The organism is Mycobacterium heidelbergense (assembly GCF_050205645.1).
GTDB classification, from domain to species: Bacteria; Actinomycetota; Actinomycetes; order Mycobacteriales; family Mycobacteriaceae; genus Mycobacterium; species Mycobacterium heidelbergense_A.
In genome coordinates this window covers 12,166-30,217 of record NZ_JBNMQT010000008.1, presented here as the reverse complement: position 1 = coordinate 30,217, position 18,052 = coordinate 12,166, and the positions used below count along the sequence as shown (strand labels likewise).

General features: G+C 66.5%; 18 protein-coding genes. 10 read left to right on the top strand and 8 right to left on the bottom strand.

Features of this window, described 5'->3' with window-relative positions; genetic code table 11:
• A complete protein-coding gene (locus ACQI5H_RS10865; protein ID WP_427079395.1) occupies positions 1-1,254 on the bottom strand; it encodes a cytochrome P450 in 1,254 nt (417 codons plus the stop codon).
• A complete protein-coding gene (gene purB, locus ACQI5H_RS10860) occupies positions 1,251-2,669 on the bottom strand; it encodes an adenylosuccinate lyase (protein WP_427079394.1) in 1,419 nt (472 codons plus the stop codon). Before purB ends, ACQI5H_RS10865 begins: the two co-directional genes overlap by 4 nt.
• Positions 2,670-2,919: 250 nt before the next feature.
• Between purB and ACQI5H_RS10855 the strand changes: the two genes are divergently transcribed.
• On the top strand, positions 2,920-3,690 hold the full coding sequence (locus tag ACQI5H_RS10855) for a DUF429 domain-containing protein (protein ID WP_427079393.1): 771 nt from the start codon (positions 2,920-2,922) through the stop codon (positions 3,688-3,690).
• Here ACQI5H_RS10855 and ACQI5H_RS10850 read toward each other — a convergent pair.
• Positions 3,669-4,286: a TetR/AcrR family transcriptional regulator gene (locus ACQI5H_RS10850; RefSeq protein WP_076064287.1), complete on the bottom strand. Its 618-nt coding sequence runs from the start codon at positions 4,284-4,286 to the stop codon at positions 3,669-3,671. The two genes, ACQI5H_RS10855 and ACQI5H_RS10850, sit on opposite strands and share 22 nt — an antisense overlap.
• Before the next feature lie 72 nt (positions 4,287-4,358).
• Here ACQI5H_RS10850 and ACQI5H_RS10845 point away from each other — a divergent pair, with 72 nt between their 5' ends.
• Positions 4,359-5,258 (top strand): alpha/beta hydrolase-fold protein, encoded by a 900-nt coding sequence (locus tag ACQI5H_RS10845; RefSeq protein ID WP_427079392.1) that lies wholly within the window; start codon positions 4,359-4,361, stop codon positions 5,256-5,258.
• 30 nt (positions 5,259-5,288) lie between these two features.
• Positions 5,289-6,872, top strand: a complete 1,584-nt coding sequence (locus ACQI5H_RS10840) for a gamma-glutamyltransferase family protein (protein WP_427079391.1) — start codon at positions 5,289-5,291, stop codon at positions 6,870-6,872.
• Between the two features lie 2 nt (positions 6,873-6,874).
• Here ACQI5H_RS10840 and purD read toward each other — a convergent pair whose 3' ends face one another.
• From purD to ACQI5H_RS10815, 5 genes are read right to left on the bottom strand one after another with little or no spacing between them, the layout of a single operon-like run.
• Positions 6,875-8,143, bottom strand: coding sequence for a phosphoribosylamine--glycine ligase (purD, locus tag ACQI5H_RS10835; RefSeq protein WP_427079390.1), 1,269 nt, complete (start codon positions 8,141-8,143; stop codon positions 6,875-6,877).
• Positions 8,144-8,166: 23 nt separating this feature from the next.
• Positions 8,167-8,604 carry a carboxymuconolactone decarboxylase family protein gene (locus ACQI5H_RS10830; protein ID WP_076064283.1) on the bottom strand — a complete coding sequence of 146 codons (438 nt, stop codon included), beginning with the start codon at positions 8,602-8,604 and terminating at the stop codon, positions 8,167-8,169.
• Complete coding sequence (locus ACQI5H_RS10825; RefSeq protein WP_427079389.1) at positions 8,605-9,459, bottom strand: NAD(P)-dependent oxidoreductase; 855 nt, start codon at positions 9,457-9,459, stop codon at positions 8,605-8,607.
• Positions 9,456-10,205 (bottom strand): SDR family oxidoreductase, encoded by a 750-nt coding sequence (locus ACQI5H_RS10820; protein WP_427079388.1) that lies wholly within the window; start codon positions 10,203-10,205, stop codon positions 9,456-9,458. Before ACQI5H_RS10820 ends, ACQI5H_RS10825 begins: the two co-directional genes overlap by 4 nt.
• A 17-nt stretch (positions 10,206-10,222) precedes the next feature.
• Positions 10,223-11,692, bottom strand: a complete 1,470-nt coding sequence (locus ACQI5H_RS10815) for an aldehyde dehydrogenase (protein WP_427079387.1) — start codon at positions 11,690-11,692, stop codon at positions 10,223-10,225.
• A 218-nt stretch (positions 11,693-11,910) separates the two neighbouring features.
• Between ACQI5H_RS10815 and ACQI5H_RS10810 the strand changes: the two genes are divergently transcribed.
• The 7 genes from ACQI5H_RS10810 (at position 11,911) to ACQI5H_RS10780 (ending at position 18,048) form a co-directional block, all read left to right on the top strand.
• Positions 11,911-12,549: a TetR family transcriptional regulator gene (locus ACQI5H_RS10810; RefSeq protein ID WP_427079386.1), complete on the top strand. Its 639-nt coding sequence runs from the start codon at positions 11,911-11,913 to the stop codon at positions 12,547-12,549.
• The gene (locus ACQI5H_RS10805) at positions 12,546-13,763 is read left to right on the top strand and encodes a cytochrome P450 (protein WP_427079385.1); all 1,218 of its coding nucleotides are present in this window, start codon (positions 12,546-12,548) and stop codon (positions 13,761-13,763) included. Before ACQI5H_RS10810 ends, ACQI5H_RS10805 begins: the two co-directional genes overlap by 4 nt.
• Complete coding sequence (locus ACQI5H_RS10800) at positions 13,764-14,588, top strand: SDR family oxidoreductase (RefSeq protein WP_427079384.1); 825 nt, start codon at positions 13,764-13,766, stop codon at positions 14,586-14,588.
• Positions 14,589-14,642: 54 nt separating this feature from the next.
• A complete protein-coding gene (locus ACQI5H_RS10795; protein WP_427079383.1) occupies positions 14,643-15,992 on the top strand; it encodes a cytochrome P450 in 1,350 nt (449 codons plus the stop codon).
• A gap of 10 nt (positions 15,993-16,002) precedes the next feature.
• The gene (locus tag ACQI5H_RS10790) at positions 16,003-16,209 is read left to right on the top strand and encodes a ferredoxin (protein WP_427079382.1); all 207 of its coding nucleotides are present in this window, start codon (positions 16,003-16,005) and stop codon (positions 16,207-16,209) included.
• Between the two features lie 5 nt (positions 16,210-16,214).
• Positions 16,215-16,769, top strand: a complete 555-nt coding sequence (locus tag ACQI5H_RS10785; RefSeq protein WP_427079381.1) for a nuclear transport factor 2 family protein — start codon at positions 16,215-16,217, stop codon at positions 16,767-16,769.
• 151 nt (positions 16,770-16,920) lie between these two features.
• On the top strand, positions 16,921-18,048 hold the full coding sequence (locus ACQI5H_RS10780; protein WP_427079380.1) for an NDMA-dependent alcohol dehydrogenase: 1,128 nt from the start codon (positions 16,921-16,923) through the stop codon (positions 18,046-18,048).
• Positions 18,049-18,052: the final 4 nt, after the last annotated feature.

Below are 18,052 nucleotides of genomic sequence, written 5' to 3'. Positions count from 1 at the left end.
CTATTCGGCCAGTTCCACGACGAGGTGCCGGATCCCGGTGTGCCGGTTGCTGCGAGTCCATTCGACCGGTCGCACCACCCGCACAGCGGAATACCGCGTCAACAGTTCCTCGTAGAGGACCCGCAGTTCCAGCCGGGCCAGATTTGCGCCCAGGCAATAGTGCACGCCCTGGCCGAAGCCCAGGTGCGGGTTGGGTTTTCGGGTTATGTCGAATTCGTCGGCGCGATCGAACACGCGGGCGTCGCGGTTGGCCGAGCCCTCCCAGATCTGCACCTTCTGGCCCGCCTCGATCGACTGTCCGCCGAGCGTGACATCGCGCGTGGCGGTGCGCCGCTTGGACGGCGACGGTGACGTCCACCGGACTATCTCTTCGACCGCCGTCGGTAGCCCGTCGAGATCTGCACGCAGCGCACTCAATTGGTCGGGATGATCGGCCAACGCCAGCAGCCCGCCGGCGACCGCATTGCGCGTCGTCTCCGCGCCGGCGCTGAAGAGCAGGCTGAAGAACAGATACAACTCGAGGTCGGAAAGGGCGGATGCGGTGCCCCCTGCTTCAGGGTCGTCGAGCATCGCATTGGCGACAACCGACAGCATGTCATCGGTCGGCTCGGCGCGCTTCGAGGCGATCAACTGCTGGCCGTAGGAGTACATCCGCGAGCCGGCCTCCTCCACCGACAACTGCGACAGCGACGCCTTCCGCGAACCACCGAAGTCGAACTGCGGCTCGATGGCCTCAAAGAGCCAATGCCGTTCGGATTCCGGCACTCCCAGCAGGATGCAGATCATCTGCATCGGCAGTTCGGCGGCGATGTCGACCAGGAAGTCGAACGCTTCGCCCGGCACCACCGCATCCAGCAGCCGGCGCGCCCGCGCCCGCAGATCGTCCTCGACCAGACCGATCATCCGCGGCGTCAGCCCGGAGCTGACAAGCCGCCGGATTTGCGAATGTCTCGGGTCGTCCATCATGTTGAGCACCTGGCCCGCGATGGACAGGTCCTGCAATAGCGTCCCGCCGAATGGCCGCCCGCCGCCGGTGACCGAGGAGTAGGTGACCGGATCGCGCAGCACCTCAAGCGTTTCGGCGTGCGTGGCGACCGACCAGAAGCCCTCCCCGTCTGGGGTGTTGTCGGTCGGCTGGTGCCAGTACACCGGCGCCTCGCGCCGATGGACGGCGAACAGTTCGTGCGGAAAACCGTTGGCGAAATTATCCAGATCGGTGAAGTCGATCCCCGCGAGGGCGCCGGCGAGAGTCATAGGATGGCCCCCGGGGTGTATTTGGCGGCATCCGGGTATCGGCTCACCAGGGTGTCCACCATCGCGACGACGTCGTCGACCTGATCGCCGGCGGCACCGGTGAACGCCTTCTTGTCGGCGAGCGCGGCGTCCAGCGCCGCGCGGTCCAGCGGCAACCGCTCGTCGGCGGCCAGCCGATCCAGCAGGTCGGGTTCGGCGCCGCGTTCCCGCATCGCCAGCGCCGTCGCCACTGCGTGTTCGCGAATCACGTGGTGCGCGGCCTCGCGCCCCATGCCGGCGCGCACCGCCGCCATCAACACCTTGGTGGTGGCCAGGAACGGCAGGTAGCGATCCAGTTCGCGCTGAATCACCGCCGGGTAAGCACCGAACTCGTCGAGCACCGTCAGAAATGTCTCGATCTGCCCGTCGACGGCAAAGAAGCTGTCCGGCAAGGCAACTCGGCGCACCACCGAGCAGAACACGTCGCCCTCGTTCCACTGCGCGCCCGCCAGTTCGGCGGCCATCGACGCGTAGCCGCGCAGCACCACCTGCAGGCCGTTGACCCGTTCGCAACTGCGGGTGTTCATCTTGTGAGGCATGGCCGAGGATCCGACCTGCCCCGGTGCGAAGCCCTCGGTGACGAGTTCGTGCCCGGCCATCAGCCGGATGGTGTGGGCCATCGACGACGGCCCGGCGCCCAGTTGCACCAGCGCGGAGATCACGTCGTGGTCCAGCGAACGCGGATACACCTGCCCCACACTGGTCAAAACCGTTGCGAAGCCCAAGAAGTCGGCGATGTGGCCTTCGAGCTTGGCCAGCTTGGCGGCGTCGCCGTCGAGCAGGTCGAGCATGTCTTGCGCGGTTCCCATCGGGCCCTTGATCCCGCGCAACGGGTAGCGGTCGATCAACTCCCCCAGCCTGGTCAACGCGATCAGCATCTCTTGCGCCGCGGAGGCGAATCGCTTGCCCAACGTGGTGGCTTGCGCGGCGACGTTGTGACTGCGCCCGGCCATCACCAGATCGCGATACGTGACCGCGCGTTCGGCGAGCCGCGCCACCACCGCCACCCCGTGTGAGAAAACCAATTCCAGCGATCGCCGGATCTGCAGCTGCTCCACGTTCTCGGTCAGGTCCCGACTGGTCATCCCCTTGTGCACATGCTCGTGACCGGCCAGCGCGTTGAATTCCTCGATGCGGGCCTTGACGTCGTGGCGCAGCACTTTCTCCCGCGCCGCGATCGAGGACAGGTCCACGTCGCCGAGCACCCGCTCGTAGTCGGCGATCGTTTCCGGGGGCACCGCGACACCGAGTTCCGCCTGGGCGCGTAGCACGGCCACCCACAGCTGCCGCTCGGCGACGATCTTGGCCTCCGGCGACCAGATCGCGACCATCTCGGCGCTGGCGTACCGGTCGGCCAGCACATTCGGAATGCTCACAAAGACACAGCTTACGGTTGCCCACACCGGCGGCCGGGCTTTCACCGCTTCTATGGCCACAGTTGCCACATCCGTCTCTTCGCCAGGAGATGCACAAATTGCCCGCCTCACAGCGACAATTCGGCCGTTCGCGCATTCTGGCGTGCCATCCGATTGGCATTGTCGCTGTGAGGCGGGCACAACGGACACCCACTTTCCGGCGGCGACCAATGTCGGTGTGACGGCGTCGCCGCGGCAATACCCTTGGCGGATGTTCTTCACCGGCGTCGACCTCGCCTGGGCCGGCCGCAATCCGACCGGCGTGGCCGTCGTCGACGCCGCGGGCCACCTGGTGCACATCGGTGCGGTCCGCGACGACGCTGAGATCCTGGCCGCGTTGCGACCGTACGTAGGCGGCGAATGCGTGGTCGCCTTCGATGCCCCGCTGGTGGTGACCAACTGCACCGGCCAGCGGCCGGCCGAGACCGCGCTCAACCGCGACTTCCGCAGGTTCGAAGCCGGCGCGCACCCGGCCAATACCGGCAAGCCCGAGTTCGCCGACGTTCCCCGCGCGGCGCGATTGGCTCGGGCGCTGGACCTCGACATGGACCCGCTGTCGTCGGCTACGCGGCGCGCCATCGAGGTGTACCCGCACCCGGCGACGGTGGTGCTGTTCAAACTGGAACGGACTTTGAAGTACAAAGCCAAGCCCGGCCGCGGCCTCGAGCGGCTCAAGTCGGAGCTGCTTGCGCTGATGGATGGCGTCGAGAAGCTTGCGCGCAGCGATGTCCCGCTGCATGTCGCCGGTCACGAGGCCTGGGTCGAGCTGCGCCGGCGGGTGGTCGCCGCGCAACGCAAGAGCGATCTGCGCCGCGCCGAGGATCCCGTCGACGCCGTCGTTTGCGCCTACGTGGCGTTGTACGCCCAGCGCTGCCCGGCCGATGTCACGGTCTATGGGGACTTCGCCACCGGCTACATCGTGACGCCGTCGCTGCCGCCGAACTTGCTTCGGCAGTCGGGTCAGATCGGAACGGCCCGCTGATCGATCGGTGCCAAAACCTCGATCACTTCGACCACCGTCTGCTCTGCGGCAATGCGGGGATCGCGGCCCTCGACCATCGCGGACACCACCGAACCGTCGACCGCACAAAGCAGCGTGCGGACCAGCTCGATATGCACGGATCGGCCGGATCGCTCGAGGGCTTCGGCAACGGCCTCGGCGCGCTGGCGCAAGTTGCGGCGCATGGTCTCACGCAACGCGGGCAGGCGGGTGCAGGCGAGCAGCCGCTCGTACCGCGAAATCAACTGGTCGGCAAGTCCCGGACTGGATACGTCCTCCACGAGCAACTCAACCAACATCTCGGCGGTGGTCTCGGGCCCACGGCGACGCCGCGATAGCCCGTTGACCCGCGCGCGTAGCTGCGCCACCTCGATCATCCCGATGTGTTCGACCGCGCGGGCGATCAAATCGTCGAGCGACGAGAAGTAGTAAGTGGTCGAAGCTAACGGCAGGCCGGCCCGCTGAGCGACCGCTCGGTGTCGCACCGCTTCGAAGCCGCCCTCGGCAAGCAGCTCGGCGGCCGCGCTCACGAGCGCGTACCGCCGGCGTTCTCCTTTTGGAGTAACTGCTGCTGTCACGAATAGCCATGGTGCCAGTGAAAGTGGTACTGCGATGCCATTTCGGCCAAACAGCCATGGCATGATTGCCGGATGCCCGACTTGAGCCGCCGCGCAGTGCTCGGTCTGGGCATCGGCGTGGCCGCCGGCGCGGCCGGCGCATACGGGCTCGACATCCTGTTCCAGCCCCGCGCATCTCAAGCCATGCCGGTGTCGGGAGCCAGCACGCAGGTTCCGTTGGCGCCGGCGCCGCCGCTTGAACCCGCCCCGCCGGCTCAGGCTGCGCCGACCATGACGACCGGTTCCTTCGTGTCGGCGGCGCGCGGCGGCATCTCGACCAACTGGGCGATCGCGCGCCCGCCGGGCCAGACGAAGGCGCTGCGACCGGTCATCGCGCTGCACGGCAAGGGCAGTGACGCGTCCACCGTGATGGCCGGCGGTGTCGAGCAGGGTCTGGCCCAGGCCGTCAACGCCGGCCTTCCGCCGTTCGCGGTGGTCGCCGTCGACGGCGGGGGCGGCTATTGGCACAAGAGGGCGTCCGGTGAAGACGCCGGCGCGATGGTGCTCAACGAACTGATCCCGATGTTGGACGGCCAGCACCTGGACACCTCGCGGGTCGCGTTCCTGGGCTGGTCGATGGGCGGCTACGGCGCGCTGTTGCTGGGCGGGCGGCTCGGACCCGCACGCACCGCCGCGATCTGTGCGGTGAGCCCGGCGCTGTGGCTGTCCTCCGGCGCGGCCGCGCCCGGCGCGTTCGACGGCGCCGACGACTTCGCGGCGAACTCCGTGTTCGGAATGCCTGCGCTGGCATCGATCCCGATCCGGGTGGATTGCGGCGACAGCGACCCGTTCTACGCGGCAACCAAGCAATTCATCGCTCAACTGCCCAACCCGCCGGCGGGCGGCTTCTCCCCCGGCGGGCACACCGCAGAATTCTGGAGCGCACAGCTGCCGGCCGAGCTGACCTGGATGGCACCGCTGCTGACGGCGTGAGGCCTCGGTGCGCGCGTTACGCTCGCGAGCGTGACCGCACCGTTCGGTTGGAGCTTCCCCTACGCCTGGCCGCGCAAACCCCTTCTGGCCGCCAACGTGGTGTGCACGTCGCAACCGCTCGCCGCGCAGGCGGGTCTTCGGATGCTGGCCCAGGGCGGCAACGCGGTGGACGCCGCGGTCGCGACGGCCATCACCCTGACCATCGTGGAGCCGGTGTCGAACGGCATCGGCTCGGACGCGTTCGCCATCGTCTGGGATGGCAATCGACTGCACGGACTGAACGCTTCGGGTCGCTCACCCGCGGCGTGGACACCAGAGTACTTCGGCGGCAACGCCGTTCCCGCGCTCGGCTGGAATTCGGTGACCGTACCGGGAGCGGTGTCGGCGTGGACCGAACTGCACGCCAAGTTCGGAAAGCTCCCGTTCGACAAGCTGTTCGAGCCCGCGATCACCTATGGCCGCGACGGCTTCCTTGTCTCGCCGACGGTTGCGGAGCAATGGGCGGCTCAGGTCCCGCTCTTCAAGGAGCAGCCCGGGTTCGCCGAGGCGTTCATGCCCGGCGGGCGCGCGCCGAAAGCCGGTGAGCGGTTTAGGTTTTCCGACCATGCGGCCACTCTCGAGAAGATCGCGGCAACCGGCGGTGAGGCGTTCTATCGTGGGGAGCTGGCGGACAAACTCGAGTCGCATGCGGTGGCCCACGGCGGCGCGATGCGGGCCGACGACCTCGCCGCTCACCGCGCCGACTGGGTGGGCACGATCGACACCACCTATCGCGGATACACCGTCCACGAGATACCGCCTAACGGGCAGGGCATCGTGGCCCTGATCGCGCTGGGAATCCTGGAGCACTTCGACATGGCTTCGCTGCCGGCCGATTCCGCCGACAGCGTGCACCTTCAGATCGAAGCGGTGAAACTGGCTTTCGTCGACGCGCAGGCCTACGTCGCCGACGCTGACCACATGCCGTTTCCCGCACAACGCTTGCTGGACAAGGAATATCTGCGGAAACGGGCGGCGCTGATCGACCACGGCCAGGCCAAACCGGCGTCCGCCGGCGCCCCGGCGGGCGGCACCGTGTATCTGACCGCCGCCGACGCCGCGGGCATGATGGTATCGATGATCCAGTCCAACTACATGGGCTTCGGCTCCGGTGTGGTGGTGCCGGGCACCGGGATTTCGCTGCAGAATCGGGGCGCGGATTTCGCTGCGGTGCAGGGCCATCCGAACCAGGTGGGCCCGAACAAGCGCCCGTACCACACGATCATCCCGGGTTTTGTCACCAAGGCTGGAGACCCCGTGATGAGCTTTGGGGTGATGGGCGGCCCCATGCAACCCCAGGGCCACGTGCAGGTGATCGTGCGGATCGCCGACCACGGCCAGAACCCGCAGGCGGCGTGTGACGGCCCCCGCTTCCGTTGGGTAGACGGGGTAGCGGTCAGCTGCGAACGGGGTTTCCCACCCCCGACGCTCGATGAGCTGCGGCGGCGCGGGCATGACCTGGTGGCCGTCGACGACTACAGCCAATTCGGTAGCTGCCAAGCGATTTGGTGCCTCGACGGCGGATATTTCGCGGCGAGCGATCCACGCCGGGACGGGCAAGCGACTGGTTTTTGAAACTAGATGCTGATCTTGCCCTCTGCGGCCGCTAGACCGATATCGTTTCGGAAATGACTGCCGGGCAACCGAATTGAGCCGAGGATTTCGTATGCCCTGCTGCGGGCCGCGGTCAGGTCGGCACCGGTGCCCACCACCGACAGCACCCGCCCGCCCGACGAGACGATCGCGCCGTCGTCGCGCCGGGTCGTTCCGGCATGCAGCACCCCCTCGGCTTCGGAGCCGACGACGACGTCTCCGACCCGCGGCCGCCCGGGATAGTTTTCGGCCGCCAGCACGACGGTCACCGCGGCGCCGTCCCGCCAGCGCAGCTCACCGAAGTCGGCCAGCGTGCCGGTGCCCGCGGCGTAGAGCAGCTGGCCGAGCGGCGATTCCAGGAGGGCCAGCACGGCCTGCGTCTCGGGATCGCCGAAACGACAATTGAATTCGACGACCGCGGGCCCTTTCGCGGTGATCGCCAGGCCGACGTAGAGCAATCCGGAGAAAGGGCTTTCGCGCCGAACCAGTTCGGCGGCAACAGGTTCGACGATCTGGCTGACGATTTCTCGGTGCAGCTTGTCGGGCAGCCAGGGCAGCGGCGCGTAGGCGCCCATGCCGCCGGTGTTGGGCCCGGTATCGCCCTCGCCCACCCGCTTGAAGTCCTGTGCCGGCAGCAACGGCACCACGGTCGGGCCGTCGACGACGCAGAACAGCGACACCTCGGGGCCGTCCAAGTAGGACTCCAGCAGAACCGGGTGACCGGCCTCGAGCAGCGTGGCGGCATGCGCGCGCGCGGCGTCGCGATCCGGCGTCACCACCACACCCTTGCCGGCGGCCAGATGGTCGTCCTTCACCACCCAGTTCGGGTCGCCGGCGGGCGGGCCGAACCGGTCCAGGGCGGCGTCCAAAAGGGCTGGGCTGTCGACGATTTCGCTATCAGCGGTGCGCACACCGGCGGCCGCCATGACCTCCTTGGCGAACGCCTTGGAGCCTTCGATGCGGGCGGCGTCCTTACCGGGGCCGAAGCAGACGATGCCGGCCTCGCGGACGGCGTCGGCGACCCCAAGCACCAGCGGTACCTCGGGACCGATGACCACCAGGTCGGCCCGTACCTCGCGAGCCAGGGCGACGACTTCTTCGCCGGAGGTGACGTCCACATCGCGCTGCTCGGCGAGCCGGGCGGTGCCAGCGTTGCCGGGGGCGATGGCCAGCCCGGTGACCTGGGGGTCCCTGCCGAGGGCGAGCAGCAGGGCATGTTCACGGGCACCGGAACCGACCACCAGGACGCGCACGAAACGTCACTCTAGCGGGCCGGCTAGTCGCCGGTATTGCCCCTGTGCATCTTCACGGCGTTGTCGACGTTGGCCTTCTTGTCCTCCCCGGCGCCCTTTGCCGCGGCCTTCTTGCGCTTGGCCACCACGGTGTCGACGGCGCCGTTGAGCGCCGACCCCAGTGGGAATCCGAGATAGTGGGTGAGGAAGACGGCCATCTCCTTGAGCTCGGTCTCGCTGAGCTCCCCGTTGAGCAGTGCGGCGTTGATTTGGATCTCGGCCAGGTCGCGATTTCCCACGGCGGTCACCGCCGTCAGCGTCATGATGCGCTTGTCGCGCATCGACAATCCCGGTCGGGACCATATAGTGCCGAACAGGTGATCGACGGTCAGGTCGAAGTACGCGTCGCCCTCGATGTTGGGCATCTCCCAGCCGTAGACCTCGTTCATTTTCTCGAGGCCCTTACGGCGCAGTTCGTCCATTTACGTTTCTTCCTGTGTGTGCGGTACTCCGAGGCCGGCCGCCAGCCCCTTGAAGGCCAACTCTGCGAGCGGTAGCTCGACCGATACGGCTTCACCCAAGGCCAACGCCAGACTCAGATCCTTCTCCCCCAGACCGCGGGCGTGCAAGAACGGCTGATACAGAAAGTGGTCCGGCTCAAGGTCTTTCATATCATCGCGGACCATGATCGCCCCGGCCCCGCCGGTCAGCTGGTCGGTATGGCGCACCACCCGACCGAGGGCTTGTAGATCGAGCCCGGCCGCCTCGGCCAGCTTCATCGCTTCGCAAGCCGCGGCGTAAGAGGTGAACGTCAACATGTTGCGGGCCAGTTTCATTCGTGTCCCCGCGCCGGGTTCACCGGCGTGAATGACCATCGCCGCCCAGTGTTTGAATGCCGGCTTGATGCGCTCGTATACCTCACGTTCGGCGCCCACCATGGTGGCGAGCTCGCCCTTGGCCGCGGCGGCCGCCCCGCCGCTCACCGGCGCGTCGACGATGTGGATGCCTTGCGGTTTGTGCTCGGCCGCCAGCTCGATGGCGGTGGTGTCGCTGATGGTCGAGTGGATCGCGATGACCGTGCCCGCCTTCGCGTTGGCGGCCAGCTCGGCGACGACCTCTCGCACCTGGGCATCGTTGAGCACGGTGATATGGATGATGTCCGCGGCGGCGATATCTGCCACGCTGTCGGCCAGGGTGGCGCCCTTTTCGGCCAGTGGCGTCATCGCCTCGGTCCGGATGTCGTAAACCGTTACTCCGCCGGGCCATTCGGTCATCTTCGTGGCCATCGGTGCGCCCATGTTTCCCAGGCCGATGTAGCCCAGCTTGAGATCTGTCATGACCGTATTATCTGCCCGCCGTCGACGTTGAAGATCTGCCCAGTGATCCACGAGGCCTCGTCCGACAGCAGGAACAGGCACATGCCGATCAGATCGTCGGGAGTTCCCATGCGCGACAACGGAAGACCCTTGACGATGTCGTCGACCATCTCCTTGGGCGTGGTGGTCCGGTTGGCCTCGGTGTCGATAGGCCCGGGCGCGATCGCGTTGATCCGGATGTTCCGGCCGCCCAGTTCCCGGGAGAGCTGCTGGGTCAAACCGTTGACGCCGACCTTGGCCAGGCCGTAGTAATTCGCGTACAGCCACGCGGCCGTGGACGACTGGTTGACGATCGCACCGCCGCCGCGCTTGGACATCTTCTTGTACACCGCTCGCGTGCACCACAGCGCGCCATCGAGGTTGACGCCCATGAACTTCTTGTAGTACTCGGGGTCGATGGTGAGCAAGAAGTCCAGCTTCATGCCGCCGAAGATCGCCGCGTTGTTGACGAGGTAGTCGATGCCGCCGAACTCGGCCAGCGTGCGATCGGCCATCGCTTTGGCCGAGTCCGGATCGGAGACGTCGACCGGAACGGCCAGCGCCGTCCCGCCGTCGGCGGCGATCTGCTTGGCCACCCCCTCGGCCGCGTCCGCGTTGATGTCCGCCACGACTACCGCGGCGCCCTCACGGGCCAGCGCCTCGGCGTAGGCCTGGCCGATGCCGCCGCCCGATCCGGTGACGATGGCGACCTTGTTTTCGAACCGCATCTTTTCCTCTCGGACGTTCACTGGACCGCTGTCGCAATGGTTTTGACTTCCAGGTATTCCTCGAAGCCGGCAAGCCCCATCTCCCGGCCGTTGCCGGACTGCTTGTATCCGCCGAACGGCGCGTCGGCGGAGTACCACACGCCGCCGTTGACATTGATCGTGCCCGCGCGGACCCGCGCGGCGACCCGCGCCGCCCTCTCCGGATCGGCGCCGTACACGCTGCCCGACAATCCGTAGGGCGAGTCGTTGGCGATACGTACGGCATCGTCGTCTCCGTCGTGCGGAATCACCGTCAGGACGGGTCCGAAAATCTCCTCGCGCGCGCAGCGCGCGTCGTTGCCCAACCCCGCGATCAGGGTGGGCTCGATGAAGAAACCGACGTCTCGGTCGGCCGGCCGGCCTCCCCCGCATGCGAACGTTCCGCCCTCGGCGATCGCCGAATCGAGGTAGCCCTGCACCCGATCGCGCTGCCGAGCCGAAATCAGTGGGCCGCAAATGGTTCCGGGATCGGTGGGGTCGCCGGGCTTGATACCGCCCATCGTCGCGGCCGCTGCCGCGACAGCTTCGTCGTACCGCGCCCGCGGGACCACCAACCGGGTGGTGATGGCGCATCCCTGCCCGGCATGCATGCAGACCGAGAACCCCGCCACGCCCACCGCGGCGTTCAGGTCGGCGTCGTCGAGCACGATGAACGCCGACTTGCCGCCCAGCTCGAGGAACACCTTCTTGATGGTCGCCGCGCCGTCTGCCATCACGCTGCGGCCGGTGGCGGTCGATCCGGTGAACGAAACCATGTCCACCCGAGGGTCTTTGGCCAACAACGCACCCACGCTGTGGTCGCTGGACGTGACGATGTTGATCACGCCGGGCGGAAAGTCGGTGTGCTCGGCGATGAGCTCCCCCAGCACGGCGGCGCACCAGGGTGTATCGGGGGCGGGCTTCAAGACGACGGTGTTTCCGGCGGCCAGCGCGGGACCGATCTTGGCGAGGTTGATCTGGTGCGGGAAGTTCCACGGGGTGATGGCGCCGACGACGCCGACGGCCTCGCGGGCTATGGTGCGCCGGGTGGGGATACCCATCGGTGAGGCCTCGCCGAGATCCTGGCTGTATTCGTAGGATTCGGCGGTATCGGCCGCGAAAGCGAGGTCGTTGACCGGGACTTCGAGCTGAGCGATCGCGGTCAGCATGCGCGGCGCGCCCACTTCGGCGATGGTGATCTCGCGCAGTTCTTCGAGGTGCTGCTGCATCGCGTCTCGCAGCTGCCGAACACACCGCACCCGCAATTCGGTGTTGCGCGACCAGTCCGTCTCGTCGAAGGCATGCCGGGCGGCGTCGATCGCGCGGCCCATGTCGTCGGCGTCGGCATCGGCGGCGACGCCGAGCACCTCCTCGGTCGCCGGATTGATGGTCGGAAAAGTACCCGCGTTTCCGGTCGACATCTTGCCGTCGATGAACAGCGCGCTCACGCCGTCGGCCAACAGGGCCATCTCCCGCTCCCGTCTGTGGCGATTCGAAGGGCGAATCCACGAAGCCATCCGAGTGGACAGTTGTCCGATATGGTCCCATCGCACCATAGTCTTCAGGTCGTCCGCGGTGCAAGGGCCGATCTCGTCTCACCCTCCGACGCCCGCAATAAGTACGCGTTACGCTGGATATTTACCGAACGGGCTTGCCTCGCCTCCCGCCTATCCGATAGTTTGGACATGTGTCCAGCGATGCCCTGGTTACGATCACATCCCAAGCCGAGCACCAGACCGGTCAGGCGCCGCGCAACCGGCGCCAGCAGGAGACGTTCCGCAAGGTGCTCGCCGCCGGCATCGAGACCCTGCGGGAGAAGTCGTACGCCGACCTGACGGTGCGCGCGGTGGCCGCCCGCGCCAAGGTCGCCCCCGCCACCGCCTACACCTACTTCTCGTCGAAGAATCACCTGATCGCCGAGGTCTACCTCGACCTCGTCCGCCAGGTCCCGTACTTCACCGACGTCAACGACCCCATGCCAGCCCGGGTGGACAAGGCGCTGCGGCATCTGGCCCTCGTCGTCGCCGACGAGCCCGAGGTCAGCGCGGCGTGCACCACGGCGTTGCTCGGCGGCGGTGCCGATCCCGCGGTCAGCGCCGCGCGCGACCGCATCGGCGCGGAAATTCACCGCCGCATTTCCACCGCGATCGGGCCCGGCGCCAACCCCACCACCGTGTCGGCGCTGCAGATGGCCTTCTTCGGTGCGCTCGTGCAGGCGGGTAGCGGCGAATTCACCTATCACGAGATCGCCGACCGGCTGACCTATGTGGTGCGCCTCATCCTGGCCGGCGCCAGCGAGACGAGCCAGGAGTCAACTACCAAATGACGGTGCACGTTGGAGACCACGAGTTGGTCCTCGATCCCTACGACTACGACTTCCATGAGGATCCGTACCCGTATTACAAGCGGCTGCGCGACGACGCGCCCTTGTACCGCAACGAGGACCTGAAGTTCTGGGCATTGTCCCGGCACCAAGACGTGCTGCACGGGTTCCGGAACAGCACAACGCTTTCCAATCGCGAGGGCGTATCGCTGGACCCGGTCTCGCGCGGACCGCACGCGTCGAAGACGATGTCGTTCTTGGCGATGGATGATCCCGCGCATCTGCGTCTGCGCACGCTGGTGTCGAAAGGCTTTACGCCACGCCGGATCCGGGAACTCGAGCCACGCGTCACCGAGCTCGCGGTGCAGCACCTCGAGGCCATGCTGGAGAAGGCGGGCTCGGGAACCGTGGATTATGTCGCGGAATTCGCCGGCAAGCTGCCGATGGACGTCATCTCCGAACTGATGGGCGTGCGGCTGGCCGACCGCGACCGCATCCGCGCGATGGCCGACGGCGTGATGCATCGCGAGGACGGCGTCAACGACGTGCCGGCTTCGGCGATCGAGGCGTCGATCAACCTCATCGTCTACTACCAGCAGATGATCGCCGAGCGGCGCAAGCGGCCGACCGAGGACCTGACGTCAGCGCTGTTGGCCGCCGAGATCGACGGCGACCGGCTCACCGACGAGGAAATCCTCGGGTTCATGTTCCTGATGGTGATCGCCGGCAACGAGACCACCACGAAACTGCTTGCCAATGCGGCGTTTTGGGGTTACAAGAATCCCGATCAGCTGGCACCCGTCTACGCCGACCTGTCTCGGGTCCCGCTGTGGGTGGAGGAGACGCTGCGCTATGACACGTCCAGCCAGATCTTGGCGCGCACCGTGTCCGGTGAGCTCACCCTCTACGACACCACGATCCCCGAGGGCGACGTTCTGCTGTTGCTGCCGGGGTCGGCCCACCGCGACGAGCGGGTGTTCGACAACCCCGACGACTACGTCATCGGGCGCGACATCGGTTCCAAGCTCATGAGTTTCGGCAGCGGCGCGCACTTCTGCCTGGGCGCCCATCTGGCCAGGATGGAAGCCCGCGTGGCACTGACCGAGCTGTTCAAGCGAATCCGCGGATATCAGGTTGACGAGGCCAACGCCGTCCGCGTCCACTCCAGCAATGTCCGCGGATTCGCTCACCTACCCATGACCGTGGAGGTCCGCTGAATGCCCCGCTTTGATCCCTTGCCCGAGCGTCGACCGGCGATCGTGGCCGGCGCCTCCTCCGGCATCGGCGAGGCCACCGCCATCGAACTCGCTGCGCATGGCTTTCCGGTCGCCCTTGGCGCCCGCCGGGTCGAGAAGCTCGACGACATCGTCGGCAAGATCAACGCCGAAGGGGGCGAAGCCGTCGGATTCCACCTCGACGTCACCGACCCGAACTCGGTGAAATCCTTTGTCGCACAGTCAGTCGACGCGCTCGGAGAGATCGAGGTGCTGGTAGCCGGCGCGGGCGATACCTATTTTGGCAAGCTCGCCGAGATCAGCACAGACGAGTTCGAGTCGCAGGTGCAGATCCACCTCGTCGGCGCCAACCGACTGGCAACCGCGGTGCTGCCCGGCATGCTCGACCGGCAGCGCGGCGACCTGATTTTCGTCGGCTCCGACGTGGCCCTGCGCCAGCGGCCGCACATGGGGGCCTACGGCGCGGCCAAGGCGGCGCTCGTCGCGATGGTCACCAACTTCCAGATGGAGCTGGAGGGCACCGGCGTGCGGGCCTCGATCGTGCACCCGGGTCCCACCAAGACAGGGATGGGCTGGAGCCTGCCGGCCGAGAAAATCGGCCCCGCACTGGAGGATTGGGCCAAGTGGGGCCAGGCGCGCCACGACTATTTCCTCAGAGCGGCCGACCTGGGACGAGCCATCACGTTCGTCGCCGAGACACCGCGTGGCGGCTTCATCGCGAACATGGAGCTTCAGCCCGAGGCCCCGTTGGCCGACAAAAAAGATCGTCAGAAGCTCGCGCTCGGCGAGGAGGGGATGCCGTCATGACTTCGCGAATCGACGATGCGGCGCGCGGTACGCGCGGCGAGGAGGAGTGAGCGTATGACAACCGCCATCGTGCCGAGGGTTTCCGGCGGCGAAGACGAACACGGTCATCTGGAGGAGTTCCGCACCGATCCGATCGGCCTGATGCAGCGCACGCGTGACGAATGCGGAGACGTCGGCGAATTCCAGTTGGCCGACAAGCGCGTCATCCTGCTGTCCGGCGCGGGCGCCAACGAGTTCTTCTTCCGTTCCGCCGACGAGGATCTCGACCAGGCAGCGGCGTATCCGTTCATGGCACCGATCTTCGGCAAGGGCGTCGTGTTCGACGCCAGCCCGGAGCGGCGCAAGGAGATGCTGCACAACTCGGCGCTGCGCGGCGAACAGATGAAGGGCCACGCGGCCACCATCGAAGCCCAAGTCAAGGGGATGATCGCGGACTGGGGCGACGAGGGCGAGATCGAACTCCTCGACTTCTTCTCCGAGTTGACCATCTACACCTCGACCGCGTGCCTGATCGGCGTGAAATTCCGCAACCAGTTGGACTCGCGGTTCGCGGAGTACTACCACGAGCTCGAGCGCGGCACGGACCCGCTGTGCTACGTCGACCCGTATCTGCCGATCGAGAGTTTCCGACGCCGCGACGAGGCGCGGGTCAAGCTCGTCGCGCTGGTCCAGGAGATCATGAACCAGCGGCTCGCCAACCCGCCCGAGGACAAGAGCGACCGCGACATGCTCGACGTGCTGGTGTCGATCAGGGACGACGACGGCAACCCCCGGTTCTCCGCAGACGAGGTGACCGGCATGTTCATCTCGCTGATGTTCGCCGGGCACCACACCAGTTCCGGAACGTCGGCGTGGACGCTGATCGAGCTGATCCGCCACACCGACGTCTACGCCGAAGTGCTGGCCGAGCTGGAGGAGCTCTACGCCGACGGGCAGGAGGTGAGTTTCCATGCGCTGCGCCAGATTCCGAAGCTGGACAACGTGGTCAAGGAGACCCTGCGCCTGCACCCGCCGCTGATCATCCTGATGCGGGTGGCCAAAGGCGATTTCGAGGTCGAGGGCTTCCCGATCCGCGACGGCGACTACGTCGCCGCATCCCCCGCCATCTCGAACCGAATCCCCGAAGACTTCCCCGATCCGGACGGCTTCAACCCGGACCGATACAACAAGCCCGAGCAGGCCGACCTGGCCAACCGGTGGACGTGGATTCCGTTCGGCGCCGGCCGGCACCGTTGCGTCGGCGCGGCGTTTGCGACCATGCAGATCAAAGCGATCTTCTCGGTTCTGTTGCGCGAGTACGAATTCGAGATGGCACAACCGCCGGAAAGCTATCGCAACGACCACTCCAAGATGGTGGTGCAGCTGGCCCGGCCCGCCAAAGTGCGCTACCGCGTCAGGAAATAAGAAGGTAATGATGGGTTACCGAGTCGAAGCCGACTTGGATTTGTGCCAGGGCCACGCGATGTGCGAACTGGAAGCGCCCGACTACTTCCGGGTGCCCAAGCGGGGCAAGGTCGAGATCATCGACGCCGAGCCGCCCGAGGAAGCCCGCGACGAAGTCGAGCGGGCGGTCGAAATGTGCCCAACCCGAGCACTATTCATCAAAGTGAAAGAAGACTAGGACCCATGAATTCACAGGTGTCACATTCTCGCGCAGACCTCGAGGCATGGGTTGACCGCTGGCTGCAGGCCAACAAGGACTGCGAAAAGGCCGGTGACTGGAAGCCGCTGGCGGATTTCTACACCAAGGACGCGACCTATGGCTGGAACATCGGCCCGAAAGAAGACGTGATGTGTGTGGGCGTCGACGAAATCCGCGACGTCGCACTCGGCCTGGAGATGGAGGGCCTGGAGAACTGGGTCTACGAGTACCAGAAGGTGCTCATCGACGAGAAGCAGGGCGAGATCGTCGGCTTCTGGAAGCAGATCGTCAACAAGGCCGACGGCACCCAGGACGAGATCTACGGCATCGGCGGCAGCTGGTTCCGCCTCAACGGCGAGGGGCTCATCGAGTGGCAGCGCGACTTCTTCGACTTCGGTCACGTCGCGAAGATGTTCGCGAAGCTCATCGAGTCCGGCGACCTGTCCGCCGGAATGCAGAAGCGGATCGAGCGCAGCATCGCGGGCGAGAAGCTCCCCGGCTACTACCCGCTCGGGCAGGCGCCCGTCCCCATCTGGTGAACCCGGGTCCCGCCCACCCAACCAAGCATTTGATTTGTTGCACGCGCTATGCTGACGCGACAGGAGTGCCCTGTGGCACCCGTCACCACCGCTGCCAGGCAAGATGGGTCGGGCAGTCTCAATTCAAAGGCGAAATGGGGTCAGGTCCAACGTGAAGACAAAAGGCGCACTGATCTGGGAATTCAACCAGCCGTGGTCCATCGAAGAGATCGAGATCGGCGACCCACAAGCGCACGAGGTCAAGATCCAGATGGAAGCGGCGGGCATGTGCCACTCCGACCATCACCTGGTCACCGGCGGCATCCCGATGGCGGGCTTCCCGGTGCTCGGCGGGCACGAAGGCGCGGGCATTGTCACCGAGGTTGGGCCGGGCGTGGAGGACATCGCCCCGGGAGACCACGTGGTGCTGTCGTTCATCCCGTCGTGCGGACAGTGTGCGACCTGTCAGGCCGGCATGCGCAACCTGTGTGACCTGGGCGCCGGGCTGCTCGGCGGGGCGGCGGTGTCCGACGGCACCTTCCGCATCCAGTCCCGTGGCCAGAACGTCTACCCCATGACGCTGCTGGGCACCTTCTCGCCGTACATGGTCGTGCACCGCAGCTCGGTGGTGAAGATCGACCCGTCGGTGCCCTTCGAGGTGGCCGCCCTGGTGGGTTGCGGCGTCACCACCGGCTACGGTTCGGCGGTCCGCACCGCCGACATCCGGCCGGGCCAGGACGTCGCCATCGTCGGCGTCGGTGGCGTCGGCATGGCCGCGCTGCAGGGTGCCGTCAACGCCGGCGCGCGCTACATCTTCGCGATCGACCCGGTGGAGTGGAAGCGCGATCAGGCGCTGAAGTTCGGCGCCACGCACGTCTACCCCGACATCAACGCCGCGCTGATGGGCATGGCCGAGGTCACCTACGGTCTGATGGCCCACAAGGTCGTGGTCACGGTCGGTGAGCTGCAGGGCGCGGACGTCGACGCCTACCTGAACCTCACCCAAAAGGGTGGTACCTGCGTGCTGACCGCGATCGGCAGCCTGCTGGACACCAACGTGACGCTGAACCTGGCGATGCTGACGCTGATGCAGAAGAACCTGCAGGGCACCATCTTCGGCGGCGGGAACCCGCAATACGACATTCCGCAGCTGCTGTCGATGTACAAGGCCGGCAAGCTCAACCTGGACGACATGATCACCCGCCAGTACCGGCTAGAGCAGATCAACGACGGCTACCAGGACATGCTGGACGGCAAGAACATTCGCGGCGTCATCCGCTACACGGACGCCGATCGGTAGGCGA